We start from the raw sequence: 16,873 nt of genomic DNA on the forward strand, positions 1-16,873 counted from the left end.
CCCCGCGGCCGCGGATGCCCGACGATGAGCGTTCCCTGCCTCGCCGTCGCTCGCGAGCATGGCGAGACCGTCCGGAGCCGCCTCGCCGAGGCGGACGCGCTCGACGGCGATCACGAGATCACCGTCGAGGGCGACACGATCTACATCCCGGTCACGGACCCGGCCGCGGTGCCCGGAGACCTGGAGGGAGAGGTCGTCGAGCGCGATCCGGCGGCCCGGGAGTCCCCGGAGTCGCCCGCGGACATCCTCGGCTACGAGCCCTCCATCGAGCGCCTCGGCGACGTGGTGATCCTCGACGAGGACGACCCCGAGCGCGCCGCGGAGATCGCGGAGGCGGTGCTGGCCTCGCACGTCCCCTGCGAGACTGTCGTGAACCGTGCGTCGCCCATCGAGGGCGAGCTGCGCGTCCGACGGTGGGAAGTGCTGGCCGGGAACGGCACCGAGACCGTCCACCGAGAGTACGGCCACGAGTTCCTGCTCGACATCGCGGAGGTGTACTTCTCGCCGCGGCTCGCCACGGAGCGCCACCGCGTGACCGAGCAGGTCGACGCCGGCGAGCACGCGTTCGACATGTTCGCTGGCGTCGGCCCCTACGCGGTGCCGATGGCCGCGAAGGGCGCCGAGGTGGTCGCCTGCGACCTCAACGAGCGCGCGGTCGCGTACCTGCGGGAGAACGCCGAGCGCAACGGCGTCGCCGACCGGATCACCGCGATTCAGGGGGACGTGCGCGAGGTCGCCGAGGACTGGACGGGGTGGGCGGACCGACTGGTGATGAACCTCCCCCACTCCGCGGACGAGTTCCTCGACGCCGCGGTCGCGCTCGCGGGCGAGGAGTGCGTGCTCCACTACTACGACATCCAGCACGAGGACGACCCCTTTGGGCCGGGCGAGCGCGCCATCCGCGAGGCGGTCGCGGACGCGGGCGGCGAGTACGAGGTGACCGTCGAGACCGAGCACGTCGTCCGGTCGTACGCGCCACACGAGCTGAACGTCTGTCTGGACGTGCGACTGGAGACGTAGGACGGTGTAGCGGTTGGTGGGCGTGTGAGTTGAGTCGTTTTCTGTTTCACAAAGCCCCCCTGCTTTGCCATCGCTAACACCGAGAAAGCCCTCGACCGCTCGCGGTCGCTGCGCGACATATCCGCGCCTCTCAACACCGCCCGGCGCGGATAGGGGTCGACGCAGCGACTCCCCTCCGGCGCGACCGGCCTCGCCCTTTCAGTCCGCCAGGCCGGCGGTCTTCTGTTTGTGTCGTCGCAGCCGGTTGTTGGTGAGTCGTACGTCGGCTGTCGAGTCGAGCATCGCCTCACGCCTCCCCAGCCTCGGGTCTTCCGCGGCCGCGGAACCGCACAGCACCGCAGCGCGGCCGCGGAAGACCCTCCCTCGCGCGGTCGCGGCGACCGCGGAGCGCGTCGCCGCGGCGCGCGCCGACGTGGGACAGCCGGTGCGTTGTCGCCGGATCGCTCGGACGAATCGGCGTGCGCCACCCTGACGCAGTGGCCCGATTCCGGAACCCTTATTTCCTTCATCGGGGTACGTGGAGGTACGTCGCGCCGGAGTAGCTCAGCTGGCAGAGCGATTCCTTCGTAAGGAATAGGTCGAGGGTTCAAATCCCTCCTCCGGCTTTCTACCTGACGTTCGAAGCCGAAGCGACGGCGCCGAACCTCGCTTCTCGATTCCTCACCCCCCAACGCCGCAACGCCAGCATCTTTTGCGCTGGCCCGCACCGTTTCCGTATGGACCTCGACGCGCTGTACGACCGCTTCGACGAGCGCGACTGGGAGACCCCCGCCGAGGGGACGCTCCGGGTCGCCATGGTCGGTCTCGGCGGCTGGACGCGGAACCACGCGATTCCGGCGGTCGCGGCCGGCGACTACTGCGAGACGACGGTGCTGGTCTCGGGCCACGCCGACAAGGCGGAGTCGGTCGCCGCGGAGCTCCCGGGCGAGCCGGAGACGCTGGACTACGAGGCGTTCCACGCGGGCGCCGCCAGCGAGGCGTACGACGCGGTCTACGTCGCGACGCCGAACGCGCTCCACCTGCCGCACGTCCGCGCGGCCGCGGACCTGGGCAAGCACGTCCTCTGTGAGAAGCCCCTGGAGGCGAGCGCGGAGCGCGCCCGCGCGCTGGTCGACGCCTGCGAGGAGGCCGGCGTGACGCTGATGACCGCCTACCGGCTCACGGCGGACCCCGCGGTCCGGTTCGCGCGGGAGCTCGTCTGCGAGGGCTACGTCGGCGAACCGGGACTCGTCCGCGGCCACATGACGCAGCCGGTGCTGGACCACGGCGACGCCGACCAGTGGCGGCTCGACCCCGACCTCGCGGGCCGCGGCACCTCGGTCACGGACCTGGGCATCTACCCTCTCAGCACCGCCCGGTTCGTCCTCGACGCCGACCCCGTCCGCGCCTCGGCGGCGATGTCCAGCGAGCACTCGGCGTTCGCGGACGTGCCCGACGAGCGCGCGAGCTTCCGGCTGGAGTTCCCCGGCGGGCTCCTCGCGGACTGCGCGGCCAGCCAGAACCTCCAGCGGTCCGGGAGCTTCCGGATCGTCGGCACCGAGGGGGAGATCCGGTTCGACCCCGCGTTCTACGGCAACCCCCGGCGCACCCTCGCGCTGCAGCGCGGGTCGACGAGTGCGGAGTTCGCCTTCGACGCGGTCGACCAGATGCGCGCGGAGTTCGACTACTTCGGCAACCGCGTGCTGACCGGCCGCGAGCCCGAGGCCGACGGCGCGTTCGGCGCGGCCGACGTGGCCACCATCGAGGCGGTCTACGACGCGTCGGAACGCGACGCGCCGGTCGAGCTGTAGGGAGGAACGCCGGGCGTGGACGGCTCACACGCCTTCGGAGGGTTTACGTCCCGCACGAGGGATTTTTCGGGTATGACCGACGACGACCAGGAACTCGGGATCACCGAGTCGAAGTCACACAACACCGGCGAGTGGTACGCGGAGGTCGTCCAGAAGGCTGGCCTCGCGAACTACGGCCCCGAGGGGATGAGCGGGTTCATCGTCACGCGCCCCCGCGGCTACGCGCTGTGGGAGGCGGTCCAGGGCTTCCTCGACGCGAAATTCAAGGACACCGACGTGCAGAACGCCTACTTCCCCATGTTCATCCCCGAGTCCTACCTCGAGCGCGAGAAGGACATCGTCGAGGGGTTCGACCCCGAGGTGGCGTGGGTGACCCAGGGCGGCCACGAGGAGCTTGAGGAGCGGCTCGCGGTCCGGCCCACCTCCGAGTCCATCATCGCGCCCTACATGGCCCAGTGGATCCGGAGCCACCGCGACCTTCCCCTGCGCGTGAACCAGTGGTGCTCGGTCGTGCGCTGGGAGGCCACGGAGACGAAGCCGTTCTTCCGCACGAAGGAGTTCCTCTGGCAGGAGGGCCACACCGCCCACGAGAGCCACGAGGAGGCGTGGGAGGAGACGATGACGCGGCTCGACCAGTACGAGTCGGTCTACGAGGACCTGCTCGCCATCCCCGTCCTGCGCGGCCAAAAGCCCGACCACGACAAGTTCCCCGGCGCCCACACCACGACCACGGTCGAGGCGCTGATGCCCGACGGGAAGTCCGTGCAGGGCGGCACCTCCCACCACCTCGGCCAGTCGTTCGCGGAGGCGTTCGACATCACCTACGCCGACGAGGACGAGGAGGAACGCGTCGCGCACACCACCTCGTGGGGGCTCTCGTGGCGCTGTCTCGGCGCGCTGATCATGACCCACTCCGACGAGCAGGGGCTGGTGCTCCCGCCCACCGTCGCGCCCACGCAGGTCGTGATCGTCCCCATCTGGCAGGCCGACACGAAGGAGGACGTGCTCGAGTACGCCGAGGGCGTCGCGGACGACCTCGCGGACGCGGGCGTCAGCGTCGAGCTCGACGACCGCGACGAGCGCAACCCCGGCTTCAAGTTCAACGAGCACGAGCTCAACGGCGTCCCCCTCCGGATCGAGATCGGTCCCCACGAGGTCGAGGACGGGGAGCTCACGCTGGTCCACCGCCCCGACGGCGAGAGCGCGGTCGAGGACCGCGAGGACGTGGCCGACACCGTGCGGTCCCACTTCGACGAGATCTACGGGAAGCTGTACGCGGCCGCCGAGGAGAACCTCGACGGCGAGGTGCGCGAGGCCGACGACCGCGCCTCCATCCTCGGCACGCTCGGCCAGCACGGCGGCTACGTGAAGACGCCGTGGTGCGGCGACGAGGACTGCGAGGAGGAGATCAAAGACCAGATCGCCGCCGAGATCGTGATGGTCCCCTTTGAGGACGAGGACGACCTCGTCGACGCCGACCACGAGGAGACCTGCGGCGTCTGCGGCGAGGCGGCCGAGCGGACGGCCTACTTCGCGAAGTCTTACTGACTCGCGGAACTGGTCCCCCACGCTGCGACCGAAACCGAACGGTTGATCACACGGATCTCCCAATCTCCTTCCCGATCGGGTTTACAATATAAACCTAAATAGCAAAATATCTGGAGAGGAAGCTGTTCTTCTCCCCCTGAATGCCTTCGATATTCAAAAATACATGCCATCGATGTCCGAGTGTCTACCCATGTGCATCAATGCCAGTCCCTGAAGAATAATGACCTAATATTCCCTAATGGGTGGGTAAGGCACCCTACCCATATCAGGGTTAGTCCTTTAAGCCGAAACTCGCTTGCTTGGTGTATGACCAAGCCACACAGTAACACCCTCGACCCGGACGCGTCCGGGTCGGCGGGTCGCGACGCGGAGGCGAGCGGAGACGGGCTCGCGTCGCCGGACGACGACCGATCGAACTGCGGCGTCGGCGGAGTCGTCGACCTCGCGGGAGAACCGAGCCACGACACCGTCGCCGACGCCGTCTCACTGCTGGAGAACCTCCAGCACCGCGGGACGACGGGCGCGGAGCCGAACACCGGCGACGGCGCCGGGATCATGGTCGAGCGCCCGGACGGCTTCTTCGAGGCCGTCGTGGACGCCGACCTGCCCGACGAGTACGCGGTCGGCTCGCTGTTCATGCCCGAGGATCCGGCCGCGGAGGCGGCGCTCCACGAGGTCGTCGCGGAGACGTTCGCCGAGTACGGCCTCGAGGTGCTCGCGTGGCGCGAGGTCCCCACCGACGCCGACGAAGCCGACCTGGGCGCGACCGCGCTGGACTCGGAACCGAACGTCGTACAGGTGTTCGTCGCTCCCGCCTCCGACGCCGACCTCGATTCGCGCTTCACCGACGACGAGACCGACGACACGGACGAGAATCCCCACCTCGGCTTCGACCGCGCGCTCTACGTCGCCCGGAAGGCCGTCGAGTCGGCCGCCGCGGACGTGGAGGGCGGCGAACGCTTCTACGTCTGCTCGCTCGACCGCCGCCGCGTCGTCTACAAGGGTCTGCTGAAGGGCGACCAGCTGGCCACCTACTTCCCCGACCTCTCCGACGAGCGGTTCGCGAGCCGGGTCGCGCTGGTCCACGCCCGCTTCTCGACGAACACGCTCGGCGCGTGGCACCTCGCGCACCCGTACCGCAACATCGTCCACAACGGCGAGTTCAACACGATCCAGGGCAACATCAACTGGATGCGCGCGCGGGAGACGGACGTCTCCCACCCCGGCTTCGGCGCGGACCTGGAGACGGTCAAGCCGGTCATCGACGACCCGAACCAGTCCGACACCGCCAGCGTCGACAACGCCGTCGAGCTCCTGCTCCAGACCGGTCGCGACCTCCCGCACGCGCTCCGGATGCTGATCCCGGAGGCGTTCCGCGGCGACGACCTGATGAGCGAGGAGCGCGCCGACTGGTACGACTACCACGCCTCGCTGGTCGAGCCGTGGGACGGCCCGGCGCTGGTGATCGGCTTCGACGGCGACCGCGTCGCGGGCGTCCTCGACCGGAACGGGCTGCGCCCGTGTCGCTACGAGGTGACGAGCGACGACCGCCTCATCGTCGGCTCGGAGGTGGGCGCGATCCCGACCGACCCCGGCGAGGTCGAGTCCCGCGGCCGCCTCCAGCCCGGCGAGATCTTCGTCGCGGACTTAGAAAGCGGTCGGGTCGTCCCCGACGACGAGGTCTTTGACGACCTCACCGACGAGAAGTACGGCGAGTGGGTCGACGAGGAACAGGCCGCCCTTGAGGAGGTCGCGGCCGAGACGGGCGACGCCGCGGCGGACGCGGACGACGCCGATCCGGCCGAGCCCACCGTCGAGGAGGTGCGCGCCCACCAGGCCGCGTTCGGCTACACGACCGACTCGCTGAACCACCTCGTCGAGCCGATGGCCGAACAGGGGAAGGACCCGGTCGGCTCGATGGGCGACGACACGCCCCTCTCGGTGCTGACGGAGGTCGACCGCCCGCTGTTCACCTACTTCAAACAGCTGTTCGCGCAGGTGTCGAACCCGCCCATCGACTACATCCGCGAGGAACTCGTCACCTCGCTGGAGTCGCGGCTCGGCTTCCAGCGCAACCTGCTGGACGAGTCGGCCGACCACGCCCGCCAGATCGTCTGCGACTCCCCGGTCCTCACCGAGGCGGAGACGGCCTCGCTGAAGGCGCTCGGCGACGATCCGGACGACGCCTTCGAGAGCGCGGTCGTCGACGCGACGTTCGACCCGGACACCGACCTCGCGGACGCGGTCGCCCGCCTGCGCGACGACGCGGCCGCGGCCATCGAGGCCGGCGCGGACGTGGTCGTCGTCTCCGACCGCGCGGTCGGCCCGGACCGGCTCGCCATCCCGAGCCTGCTGGCGACCGGGGCGGTCCACCACCACCTCGTTCGCAACGGGCTCCGCAACCACGCCGGCCTCGTCGTCGAGTCGGGCGAACCCCACGAGGTCCACCACCTCGCCACGCTGGTCGGCTACGGCGCCGGCGCGGTGACGCCGTACCTCGCGTACGACTCCATCCGCGACACGGTCGCGGGGCCGGACGGCGCGGACGCCGACGAGGCCCTCGCGGCGTACAGAAAGGCGCTGGAGGACGGCCTGCTGAAGACGATGGCGAAGATGGGCATCTCCACGGTGGAGTCGTACCAGGTCGCCCAGATCTTCGAGGCGGTCGGGCTCGACTCCGACTTCGTCGGCGAGTACTTCGAGGGGACGGAGATCAGGACCGAGGGGATCGGCGTCGACGAGATCGAGGGCGACCTCCGCGCCCGCCACGCGATGGCGTTCGGCGCTGACCCTCAGCTGGAGACCACCGGCGAGTACGAGCACCGCTCCTCGGGCGTGAAACACGGCTGGAACCCGCAGACGGTCGGCACGCTCCAGCAGGCGGTCCGCGCGGGCGACTACGAGCAGTACGAGGAGTTCGCCGACCTGGTCAACGACCAGTCCGAGAGCCTCCAGACGCTGCGCGGCCTGCTCGAGTTCGACTCCGACCGCGACCCGGTTCCGGTCGAGGAGGTGGAGCCGGTCGAGGAGATCGTCGAGCGCTTCTCGACGGCCGCGATGAGCCTCGGGAGCCTCTCGCCGGAGGCCCACGAGAACAACTCCATCGCGATGAACCGCCTCGGCGCCAAGTCCAACACGGGCGAGGGCGGCGAGCCGCCGGAGCGGTTCGACACCGAGCGCGAGTGCAACGTCAAGCAGGTCGCCTCCGGCCGATTCGGCGTCACCGCGGAGTACCTCGCGAGCGCCGACGAGCTGCAGATCAAGATGGCGCAGGGCTCCAAGCCCGGCGAGGGGGGGCACCTCCCCGGCGAGAAGGTCAACGAGATGATCGCACACGTCCGGTGTTCGACGCCCGGCGTGGGGCTCATCTCGCCGCCGCCCCAGCACGACATCTACTCCATCGAGGACCTCAAGCAGCTGATCTACGACCTGAAGGCGGCCAACCCCGAGGCGGACGTGAACGTCAAGCTCGTCTCGGAGGCCGGCATCGGCACCATCGCCGCGGGCGTCGCGAAGGCGAACGCGGACGTGGTCCACGTCTCCGGGCACTCCGGCGGCACCGGCGCGTCGCCGAAGACCTCGATCAAGAACGCGGGCCTACCGTGGGAGCTCGGGCTCGCGGAGGCGAACCAGATGCTCCGCGCGACCGGCCTGCGCGACCGCATCCGGGTCACCGCGGACGGCGGGCTCAAGACCGGCCGCGACGTGGCCGTCGCCGCCCTCCTCGGCGCGGAGGAGTACGTCTTCGGCACCGCCTCGCTGGTCACCTCCGGCTGCGTGATGGCCCGGCAGTGTCACGAGAACACCTGTCCGGTCGGCGTCGCCACCCAGCGCGAGGACCTGCGCAAGCGGTTCCCCGGCGAGCCGGAGCACGTCATCAACTACATGACGTTCATCGCGCAGGAGCTGCGCGAGATCATGGCCGAGCTCGGCTACACCGACCTCGAGGAGTTCATCGGCCGGCCCGACCTGCTGACCCAGCGCGAGACCGACCACGAGAAGGCGAGCCACCTCGACCTGTCGGCGGTCATCGCCGACCCGGCGGGCGACGTGCGCACGAAGATCCGCGAGCAGCGCCACGAGGAGGTCGCGACCGCGCTCGACTGGGACCTCATCGACGCCGCCGAACCCGCCCTCGCGGAGGGCAAGCCGGTGACCGTCTCCGAGGACGTGACGAACGTCGACCGCGCGGTCGGCGCGACGCTCTCGAACCGCGTCGCCTCCGAGTACGGCGGCGAGGGTCTCCCGGACGACACGATCACCTGCGACCTCGACGGCTACGCGGGCCAGAGCTTCGGCGCGTTCCTCGCCCGCGGCGTCACGATGGACCTGACCGGCGCCGCCAACGACTACGTCGGCAAGGGCCTGTCGGGCGGGAAAGTCGTCCTCCGGACGCCCGCGGACGCGGGTTACGACCCCGCCGACAACGTCGTCGCGGGCAACGTCTGCCTGTACGGCGCGACCGCGGGCGAGACGTACGTCAACGGCGTCGCGGGCGAGCGCTTCGCGGTGCGCAACTCCGGCGTGAAGGCGGTCGTCGAGGGCGTCGGCGACCACGGCTGCGAGTACATGACCGGCGGCGTCGTCGCGGTGCTGGGCGAGTTCGGCCGCAACTTCGCGGCCGGGATGTCCGGCGGCGTGGCGTACGTCCACGACCCCGACGGCGAGCTGGCCGAGAAGGCCAACACCGGGATGGTGACGCTCTCCGAGGACCTCTCCGAGCGCGACGAGGAGATGCTCCGGCGGCTGGTGGAGAACCACGCCGCCTACACCGACAGCGCACGCGCGCGGGAACTGCTCGACGACTGGGCGAACGCGGTCGAGGCGTTCACGCGCGTCCTCCCGGACGCCTACGCGGACGTCATCGCGGAGGGAATCGGCGACGACGTGCGCGAGGAGCTTCCGGACGCGGCCGAGGCGGGCGCCAGCGTCCACGGCGACGCCGGCGCGGTCTCGGGCGACGACTGAGGGGCGGCTCGGACCTGACTGCCTTTTTGCTCGTTCCCATCAGCGAAAAAGGGCGTCCCGCTTACCGGTTCCAGGCCGCTTCGTCCGGGTCGATAAGGCGCTCCGCGGCGTCGATCCCGTCGATAGCTGCGAGGTCCTCGTCGGGGAGGTCGACCTCGAGCGCGGCGTAGTTCTCGTCGACGTGGTCGCCGGTCCCCTTCGGGATCGGGACGACGCCGCGGGCCAGCTCCCACGCGAGCGCCGCCTGTGCGGGCGAGCAGTCGTTTCGCTCGGCGACCGCGGTCAGCGTCGGGTCGTCGAGGACCTCCCCGCGGCCGAGCGGCGAGTAGCCGACGAGGTAGTGGCCGTCGTCGTGTGCGAGCTGCCGCAGCTCGTCCTGTCGGAACCGCGGGTGACACTCAACCTGATGGGCCGCGATGGGCGCATCGAGGATCCCCGCCGCCTCCTCCAGCAGGTCGGGGGTGAAGTTGGAGACGCCGACGTGGCGGATCAGCCCGTCGTCGCGGAGGTCGTCGAACGCCGGCAGCGTCGCCGCCGCGTCGTACGCGCTCGTCGGCCAGTGGACGTACAGCAGGTCGACGTAGTCGAGGCCGAGTCGGTCGAGGCTCTCACGGGCGGTCTCGCGGACGTCCGCGGGCGCGAGGTTATCGGGGTGGACCTTCGTCGCCACGACCACGTCCTCGCGCGAGACGTCGGCGTCCGGATCGTCGAACGCGCGCGCCAGCCCCTCGCCGACGGCCGCCTCGTTGTCGTACATCTGCGCGGTGTCGACGTGTCTGTAGCCGCGCTCGAGCGCGCGGTGAACGGTCGCAGCGCACTCCTCGGGGTCGTCGTTGCCGGAGGTGCCGAGTCCGAGCGTCAGGTCGAGGTCGGTGTCGCTCATGGCCAGCCGTTCGGCCGGGGGGCGCATAAGCGGCGGTGCTGCGGAAAGCGAGGCGGGCGCCCGCGTCGCGCTCGCGGAGCCGCGACGTTTCCGAGAGGACCCCGCACCTCGCGCGGAACGCCTTTTGTCCCGGAGCGAGAGGGGTCGACGTGGTGACACCGACGTGAGCGACCGGTGGCTGTACGCGTGGGGGACGGGCTACGCCGCGGTCGGGGCCGCGTCGCTGCTGCTCCCGCTGTACGCGGTCTCGCTCGGCGCGGGCGCGGCGGTGGTGGGAGCGATGGCCGCCACCGCCGCCTTCGCGGGCGTGCCCGGCGCGCTGCTGTGGGGACGCCTCGCGGCCCGAACCGGGCGGCGGCGCCCCTTCATTCTCGTCGCGCTCGGGGCGCTCGCGGGCGTGCTGGCGCTGGTCCCGTTCGCGAGCACGCCGCTCGGCCTGCTCGTCGGCAACGCGGCGATGTGGTTCGTCGTCTCCGCGGCCGCGCCGGTCCTGAACCTGATCGTCGTGGAGGGCCGGCAGGCCGCCGAGTGGGACGCGCGGATCGCCCGCCTCAACGCGGTACAGGGCTACGGCTGGGTCGCGGGGCTGGTGCTCGGGACCGTCTGGACCGCGACGGTCCCGCGCGCGCTCGGCGCGGTGGCCGCACAGGAGCTCCTGTGTTTCCTGCTCGCGGTCGTCTCGACGGGCGCGCTGGCGGCGGCCGCACGGTGGTACCCCGAGCCCGCGACCACGAGCGCCGCGCGGTTCCGACGCGTCTTCGCTCGCCTCGACCGGAGCGGCTGGGGCGCCGGGCGGTACATCAGGTCGGTCCCCTACGGGCCGACGCGCCTCTACTGGGTGCTGACGGGGTATCTCGGCCGCGCCCGCCGAGCGCGTCGGCGTCCCGACCACGAAGGAGGAGCGGCGGACGCGACCGCGGATGACCTCGAGCGGTCCGCCCGAGACCGCTTTTCCGGCCCCCTGACCGCCTATCTCGCGGCGGCGACGCTGTTCTCGGTCGGCTTCGCAGTGTTCTGGGGACCGATGCCGGCGTACCTCGCGGAGGCCGGTTACGCCACCGGTGTCGTCTTCGGCCTGTTCCTCGCCGCGAACGTCGGGTCCGCGGTCTGTTACACGCCGGTCGGGCGCCTCGTGGCCCGGCGTGGCCCCGCCGTGGTCCAGAACGCGGCGCTCGCGGGGCGCGCGGCGCTGTTCCCGGCGGTCGCCGCGCTCGGAACGGTGCTGCCCGCGGTCTCGCTCCCCGCGACCGCCGCACTCGGCGGGCTGTTCCTGGCCATCGGCGTGACGTGGGCGATGATCGCGGTCACCGCGACCGGGCTCGTGACGCGGCTCGCGGACGAGGCGATAAGAGGGGACGCGCTCGGCGCTTACTCCGCGCTCGCGGGCGTCGGGACCGGCGTCGGAAGCGCGCTGGGGGGCCTGCTCGCGGGCGTCGCGGGCTACGCGGTCGCGTTCTGGGCGGCGGGCGCGGTCGTGCTCGTCGCGCTGGCGGTGCTCCTCCGAGCCGAGGGGTCGACGACCGAAGACGTATCGACGGCGTAGTCCCGCCCGATTTCCGAACGGAGCCGGTCCGCCTCCGCATGGTGGACCGCTCGCCGTTCTCCGGCTACTCCCCGCGGAGGGCTGCGACCGCGTCCCGGTCCGGGAGCGCGGTCATCGCCCCCTTCTCGGTCGTCGTCCGCGCGGCGACGGCGTTGGCGAACGCCAGCGCCTCCGCGAGCGACTCGCCCGCCGAGAGCGCCGCGACCGCGCCCGCGGTGAACGCGTCGCCCGCGCCCGTGGTGTCGACCGGCTCCGCGTCGTACCCCCCGTGGTCGACCGCGAGCGGCTCGTCACCGTCGTTCCACGGGGCGTCGGGGGTCGCGTACGCGAACGCGCCGGCGCCGCCGAGCGTCACCAGCACCGTGTGCGGGCCGTCGGCGGCGACCGCGGCCGCGACCTCGGTCGCGGAGGCCGGGTCCGACTCGTCGACGGCGGCGCCGTCGTACCCCGCGGCGTCGAGGTCCTCGGGTGAGACCTTCACCACGTCCGCGAGCGCGAACGCCTCGCGGCAGGAGCCCGGGAAGTCGAAGTCGGTCCACAGTTCGGGGCGCGCGTTGGGGTCGAAGGAGACGGTCGCGTCGGCCTCTCGGGCCCGCGCGAGCAGGTCCAGCGTCGCGGTCCGGGCCGGCTCGTCGGCCAGCGTCACGCCGCCAGCGTGGACCCAGTCGGTATCCGCGAGCGCCGCCCCGTCCACCCCGCCCGGCTCCATCCGGGTGTCCGCGCTGCCGTCCCGGTGGAAGGAGAACGCGCGGTCCGCGTCGGGGTCGAGGCTGACGAACGCGAGTCCGGTCTTTGCGTCCGGGTCCCGCTCGACGTGCTCGGTCGGAACGCCGGCGTCCGCGAGCGCGTCGGCGAGGAAGTCGCCGAAGGGGTCGGTGCCCACGCGTGTCCAGAATGCCGGGGGTCGGCCGAGCCGCGCGAGTCCGACCGCGACGTTGGCCGGCGCCCCGCCCGCCCGCCGGTGGAAGGTCTCCACCTCGTCGAGCGGCCCCGGCTCCTCGGGGATGAAGTCGACGAGCGTCTCACCGGCGACGAGGATTTGCTGCATGCACGACCCTGCGCCCCTCGCCGGCCTTAGTCTTCGGCTTCGCGCGAACATTTATCACCGCACCCGGCGAGTCACCGACGAATGGCGGACACGACGCCGACGCTCCCGCTCGCGGGTGGAGCGCTGGAGCTGTCCGGGGCCCGGCCGGTCCTGCTCGTGGACCCCGCCGAGCGGCTCCTCCGAGGCGTCCTCGACGCGCTGGTCGACGCGGCGCCCGCGGTCGCGGCGCCGACGGTCGGGACGCTCCGGAGCGAGGCCGCCGCGCGCGAGGACCCCTCTACCGGGTCGCTCGACCTCCCGCATCCGGTTCCGGAGTCGTTCCCCCACCTGCGCGTCGCGGCGCGCGAGCCCGTGCTCGACGCGGTCTTCGACGGCTTCCACGCGGCGAGCCGCGTCGCGGCGTTCCTCGAGGCGGACGCGCTCTCCCTCACGAGCGTCGAAGAGCACGAGCCGAGCACGCTCCTGATCGCCGACGGCGCGGTCGCGGTGCCGCTCCCGGCCGCGGACGCGGCGGGTTACGCGGCCGTCCGCGAGACGGACCCGGAGCGGGTCGACGAGGTCCGGGGCCGGTGGGAAACCCGGCTGACCGGCGCCGAGTCGTACGCCCCGCGGACGCCCTCCCGTCGCGTGCTCTTCGGCGCGTTCGCCGGGCGGTGCGACGCGAACGTGGCCGCGGAGCTGCTCCGACTGCTCGACGCGCTTCCCGAGGTCGACCGCGGGGACCCCTGCGACCACCTCGACTGCGTGTACGCCGCGGGCGCGCGTCACGGCGCGGTCAACTACGGCCTCCGCCGCGCCGCCGAGGACTGCGGGCTGGCCAGCCCCGCGACGCTCTCGTCGGTGAAAGCCGAGTTCGAGGACGCCGGCCTGATCGACACGGAGCCGGTCCCGCGGCGCGTCGGTCGTCCCCGGCAGCGGGTCGTCCCGGCTGACGACAGGCTCACCTCTGCGGCGACAGAGGAGGTCCCCGCCGTCGTCGCGGCGGCAACGGCCGGGATGGACTCCGCCGAGAACACGGACGGCGCGGAATGACTACCCACGCCGGCACGATCGGCGACTAGAGACGCAATCCGACCGCTGGTGCGACTTTTGTTGATGAGATTTCATAATGGGTCCACACACCCGACCGATCTCAAGAAACGTTGGGAATGCGTGAAAGCGAAACAGGGGGTGAATAATTCACAGCCAATAGAATTATCATTAATGGTTCTATCTAAACCATATGGAATCTGACGGTACGAGCGGAGAAAAAATCTGTGGGAACTGTGAAGAAAAAATAGACAGAAATGCCGTTATTTGTCCGGAATGTGGCGTCTCTCAAGATTCCGCTCGGTCGAATGTGAGAGACCCTTCAGAACGGTATACCGCCGCGATCATCGGCTCTGTAGGTTCCTTCTTTCTCGGCTGGGTTCCATTTTTAGGGCCAATGATTGGCGGGATGATCGGTGGCTATCTGAGAGGTCCAAACAACAGAGAAAGCGCACTCGTCGGTATACTCGCAAATGTGATCGCGTCTATACCATTCGTTCTATTCGCAGCATTTGGCACCTTCGCTCAGGTGGTTGAAGGAACGGTGGATACCTTTGTTGTATGGGTTATTATTTGCGTTTTTGCAATTGCATACTTTTATGGGCTTGGTGCATTCGGAGGCTGGGTCGGCGCAGAACTCTCAAACCGAAAGGAACCTCAGCTATGAGCAGTCACCAAGACGCGAATTTCTACGTTTTATAGCCCGAGCTGGCGCCCGAGCACGACGTGTTGGATCTCGCTCGTCCCCTCGCCGATCTCCATCAGCTTCGCGCCGCGGTAGAAGCGCTGCGGCGAGAAGTCCTCGGTGTAGCCGTAGCCGCCGAGCACCTGCACGGCGTCCTCGGCCACCTCGCGGGCGGACTCGGAGGCGTCGAGCTTCGCCAGCGCGGACTCCTCGGTCACGCGGTTCCCCTCGTCGTACTTGACGGCCGCCTTGTGGGTGAGCAGCCGGGAGCGCTCCGTCTTGCGGTGCATGTCGACGATCTTGTCGCGGATGGCGTCGAACTTGGAGATGGGCTGGCCGAACTGCTCGCGCTCGCCGGCGTACTCCTTGGCGGCCTCGTAGGCGCCCTGCGCGAGCCCGGTCGACAGCGCCGCGATGGAGATCCGGCCGCCGTCGAGCGTCTTCATCGTCTGTGTCCACCCCTCGCCCTCCTCGCCGAGCAGGCGGTCCTCCGGGATCCGCACGTCGTCCAGCTGGATCTCGCAGGTCGGCGAGCAGTTGAGGCCCATCTTGTCCCAGACGGTGGTGACCTCGAAGCCGTCGTCGTTCTCGGGGTCGACGATGAACGTGGAGATGCCGTCGTAGCCCGCGTCGGGCTCGGTGACCGCCTTCACCAGCACCGAGTTCGCGACGGTCGCGTTGGTGATGAACTGTTTCGTGCCGTTCAGGACGTACTCGCCGGCGTCGGCGTCGTACTCCGCGGTCGTGTCCATATCGGAGGCGTCCGAGCCGCTGCCGGGCTCCGTGAGCGCCCACGCCCCCATCCCCTCGCCGGTCGCGAGCGGTCGGAGCCACTCCTCCTTCTGCTCGTCGGTGCCGAACAGCTCGATCGGCTTCGAGCCGAGCGAGACGTGCGCGGCGTAGGAGAGCCCGATGCCGCCGGAGACGCGGCCGAGCTCCTCGGTGACTAAGGCGTACATCAGCTGGTCGCCGCCGAGGCCGCCGTACTCCTCCGAGACGGGGACGCCCATCATGTCGAGGGCGGCGAGCTCGTCGAACACCTCCGCGGGGAAGCGGTGCTCGTCCTCCACCTCCTGGGCGATCGGGGCGATCTCCTCCTCGCAGAACTCCCGGACGGTGTCCCGGATCATCCGGTGTTCCGCGGGCAGATCGAAGTCCATACCGCATCTGGGTCCACCCGGAGTATAAATGAAGCGAACGACCGTGAGGGACTCGCGGCGCGGTCGAAACGGGCGGACTTCCGCTCTCAGCCGAATATCCTGAACAGCCCGAGGACCCAGCGGGCGACCTCCGAGCAGGCGAACAGCGCGCCCTCGACCCGGGAGAGCCGGCGCCCGGACCAGAGCGCGGCGACCATCAGCACCGCCACCGCGGTCAGCCAGACTGTCGTCTCGATGGCGGCCCCCGAGACGGAGAGCGGTCGAAGCGCGGCCGCCAGCCCGAGGATTCCGAGCGCGTTGAACACGTTCGAGCCGACGACGTTGCCGACGGACATACCGACGTGGCCCTGTCGCATCGCGACGAGCGAGACGGCGAACTCCGGGGTGGAGGTGCCGGCGGCGACGAGGGTCCCGCCGATGACCCAGTCGGAGAGGCCGGCCGAGCGGGCGAGCGCCGACGCCGCCTCGACCATGAAGTGTCCGCTGACGAGGACGACCGCCAGCCCGCCGACCAGAAGGAGGGCGTCGCGACCGCGGAACGCCGTCCGGTCCGCATCCGACCGGTGCGACGCCGGGTATTCGGTCTCGATCGAGGTCCCCGATCGCTCGTCGTAGAGCAGGTACGCCGTATAGGCGAGGAACGCGAGGGCGAGGAGCAGTCCCTCCGGGCGCGTCACCGTCCGGTCGAACAGGACCGCGAAGGCCAGCAGCGTCGAGGCCACCAGCGCCGCGCCGTCCCGGTGGACCAGCGAGCGCTCGACCGGGATCACCCGGAGCAGCGACACCGCGCCGAGAATGAAGGCAAGGTTGTAGACGTTCGAGCCGACGACGTTGCCGACCGCGATGTCGCCGAGCCCCGCGAGCGCGGCGTCGGTCGTCACGACCAGCTCGGGCGTCGAGGTCCCCATCGCGACGACGGTGAGCCCGATGGTCAGCTCCGCCACGCCGAACCGCCGGGCCAGCCGGACCACGGCGTCGACGAGCGCCCGCGCGCCGACCCAGAGCCCGAGTATCGTCGCCGCGACCACCGCGAGTTGGACGACCGTTCCTCCCTGTACCATCGTGGGAGCGGTCGCACGCGCCGAACGTGAATCGCCTCGAGGTCAAGCCCCGAGGCTTCCTGTTTCAACGACGCGCTTTGCAGACACCGTAGTGGTGTCCGTAGGGAGCGCAGTCTCCACAGGCGTGTCTTCGGGCCA

Annotated in this window: 11 protein-coding genes, 1 tRNA gene and 1 pseudogene; 8 read left to right on the plus strand and 5 right to left on the minus strand. The window is 70.4% G+C overall.

Annotated elements, in window-relative coordinates:
• Positions 1 to 24: 24 nt before the first annotated feature.
• The 5 genes from AN233_RS05855 (at position 25) to gltB (ending at position 9,326) form a co-directional block, all read left to right on the plus strand.
• The gene (locus AN233_RS05855) at positions 25 to 1,020 is read left to right on the plus strand and encodes a class I SAM-dependent methyltransferase (protein WP_058365891.1); all 996 of its coding nucleotides are present in this window, start codon (positions 25 to 27) and stop codon (positions 1,018 to 1,020) included.
• A 532-nt stretch (positions 1,021 to 1,552) separates the two neighbouring features.
• A tRNA-Thr gene (locus tag AN233_RS05860) sits at positions 1,553 to 1,625 on the plus strand.
• Positions 1,626 to 1,736: 111 nt separating this feature from the next.
• The gene (gfo6, locus tag AN233_RS05865) at positions 1,737 to 2,810 is read left to right on the plus strand and encodes a D-xylose 1-dehydrogenase Gfo6 (protein WP_058365892.1); all 1,074 of its coding nucleotides are present in this window, start codon (positions 1,737 to 1,739) and stop codon (positions 2,808 to 2,810) included.
• A 72-nt stretch (positions 2,811 to 2,882) separates the two neighbouring features.
• A complete protein-coding gene (gene proS / locus AN233_RS05870; protein WP_058365893.1) occupies positions 2,883 to 4,358 on the plus strand; it encodes a proline--tRNA ligase in 1,476 nt (491 codons plus the stop codon).
• A gap of 306 nt (positions 4,359 to 4,664) precedes the next feature.
• Positions 4,665 to 9,326 carry a glutamate synthase large subunit gene (gene gltB, locus AN233_RS05875; RefSeq protein WP_058365894.1) on the plus strand — a complete coding sequence of 1,554 codons (4,662 nt, stop codon included), beginning with the start codon at positions 4,665 to 4,667 and terminating at the stop codon, positions 9,324 to 9,326.
• Between the two features lie 61 nt (positions 9,327 to 9,387).
• Here the strand turns inward: gltB and AN233_RS05880 are convergent, their stop codons facing one another.
• The gene (locus AN233_RS05880; protein WP_058365895.1) at positions 9,388 to 10,209 is read right to left on the minus strand and encodes an aldo/keto reductase; all 822 of its coding nucleotides are present in this window, start codon (positions 10,207 to 10,209) and stop codon (positions 9,388 to 9,390) included.
• Positions 10,210 to 10,372: 163 nt separating this feature from the next.
• On the opposite strand from AN233_RS05880, the gene AN233_RS05885 reads away from it, so the two are divergent.
• A complete protein-coding gene (locus AN233_RS05885) occupies positions 10,373 to 11,752 on the plus strand; it encodes an MFS transporter (protein WP_245626022.1) in 1,380 nt (459 codons plus the stop codon).
• Positions 11,753 to 11,816: 64 nt separating this feature from the next.
• On the opposite strand, the gene AN233_RS05890 is transcribed toward AN233_RS05885, so the two are convergent.
• Positions 11,817 to 12,800: a carbohydrate kinase family protein gene (locus AN233_RS05890; protein WP_058365897.1), complete on the minus strand. Its 984-nt coding sequence runs from the start codon at positions 12,798 to 12,800 to the stop codon at positions 11,817 to 11,819.
• An 81-nt stretch (positions 12,801 to 12,881) separates the two neighbouring features.
• Between AN233_RS05890 and AN233_RS05895 the strand changes: the two genes are divergently transcribed.
• Both AN233_RS05895 and AN233_RS16770 read left to right on the plus strand, forming a co-directional pair.
• Complete coding sequence (locus tag AN233_RS05895) at positions 12,882 to 13,832, plus strand: transcriptional regulator TbsP domain-containing protein (RefSeq protein ID WP_058365898.1); 951 nt, start codon at positions 12,882 to 12,884, stop codon at positions 13,830 to 13,832.
• 190 nt (positions 13,833 to 14,022) lie between these two features.
• A complete protein-coding gene (locus tag AN233_RS16770) occupies positions 14,023 to 14,496 on the plus strand; it encodes a DUF5518 domain-containing protein (protein WP_125919985.1) in 474 nt (157 codons plus the stop codon).
• A gap of 29 nt (positions 14,497 to 14,525) precedes the next feature.
• On the opposite strand, the gene AN233_RS05900 is transcribed toward AN233_RS16770, so the two are convergent.
• The 3 genes and pseudogenes from AN233_RS05900 to AN233_RS18370 form a co-directional block, all read right to left on the minus strand.
• On the minus strand, positions 14,526 to 15,674 hold the full coding sequence (locus tag AN233_RS05900) for an acyl-CoA dehydrogenase family protein (RefSeq protein WP_058365899.1): 1,149 nt from the start codon (positions 15,672 to 15,674) through the stop codon (positions 14,526 to 14,528).
• A gap of 86 nt (positions 15,675 to 15,760) precedes the next feature.
• Positions 15,761 to 16,735, minus strand: a complete 975-nt coding sequence (locus AN233_RS05905) for a calcium/sodium antiporter (protein ID WP_058365900.1) — start codon at positions 16,733 to 16,735, stop codon at positions 15,761 to 15,763.
• Positions 16,736 to 16,777: 42 nt separating this feature from the next.
• A pseudogene (locus AN233_RS18370) lies at positions 16,778 to 16,873 on the minus strand (RNA-guided endonuclease InsQ/TnpB family protein); the annotation flags it as partial.

Origin of the sequence: Haloparvum sedimenti, assembly GCF_001462205.1 — an archaeon.
In the GTDB taxonomy this organism is placed as follows: domain Archaea; phylum Halobacteriota; class Halobacteria; order Halobacteriales; family Haloferacaceae; genus Haloparvum; species Haloparvum sedimenti.

Bases quoted from the DNA above. Each gene is read 5' to 3' on its own strand.
- AN233_RS05880 (WP_058365895.1), bottom strand. From the start codon at position 10,209: ATGAGCGACACCGACCTCGACCTGACGCTCGGACTCGGCACCTCCGGC.
- AN233_RS05855 (WP_058365891.1), top strand. From the start codon at position 25: ATGAGCGTTCCCTGCCTCGCCGTCGCTCGCGAGCATGGCGAGACCGTC.
- gfo6 (WP_058365892.1), top strand. From the start codon at position 1,737: ATGGACCTCGACGCGCTGTACGACCGCTTCGACGAGCGCGACTGGGAG.
- proS (WP_058365893.1), top strand. From the start codon at position 2,883: ATGACCGACGACGACCAGGAACTCGGGATCACCGAGTCGAAGTCACAC.
- AN233_RS05895 (WP_058365898.1), top strand. From the start codon at position 12,882: ATGGCGGACACGACGCCGACGCTCCCGCTCGCGGGTGGAGCGCTGGAG.
- AN233_RS16770 (WP_125919985.1), top strand. From the start codon at position 14,023: ATGGAATCTGACGGTACGAGCGGAGAAAAAATCTGTGGGAACTGTGAA.
- AN233_RS05905 (WP_058365900.1), bottom strand. From the start codon at position 16,735: ATGGTACAGGGAGGAACGGTCGTCCAACTCGCGGTGGTCGCGGCGACG.
- gltB (WP_058365894.1), top strand. From the start codon at position 4,665: ATGACCAAGCCACACAGTAACACCCTCGACCCGGACGCGTCCGGGTCG.
- AN233_RS05890 (WP_058365897.1), bottom strand. From the start codon at position 12,800: ATGCAGCAAATCCTCGTCGCCGGTGAGACGCTCGTCGACTTCATCCCC.
- AN233_RS05900 (WP_058365899.1), bottom strand. From the start codon at position 15,674: ATGGACTTCGATCTGCCCGCGGAACACCGGATGATCCGGGACACCGTC.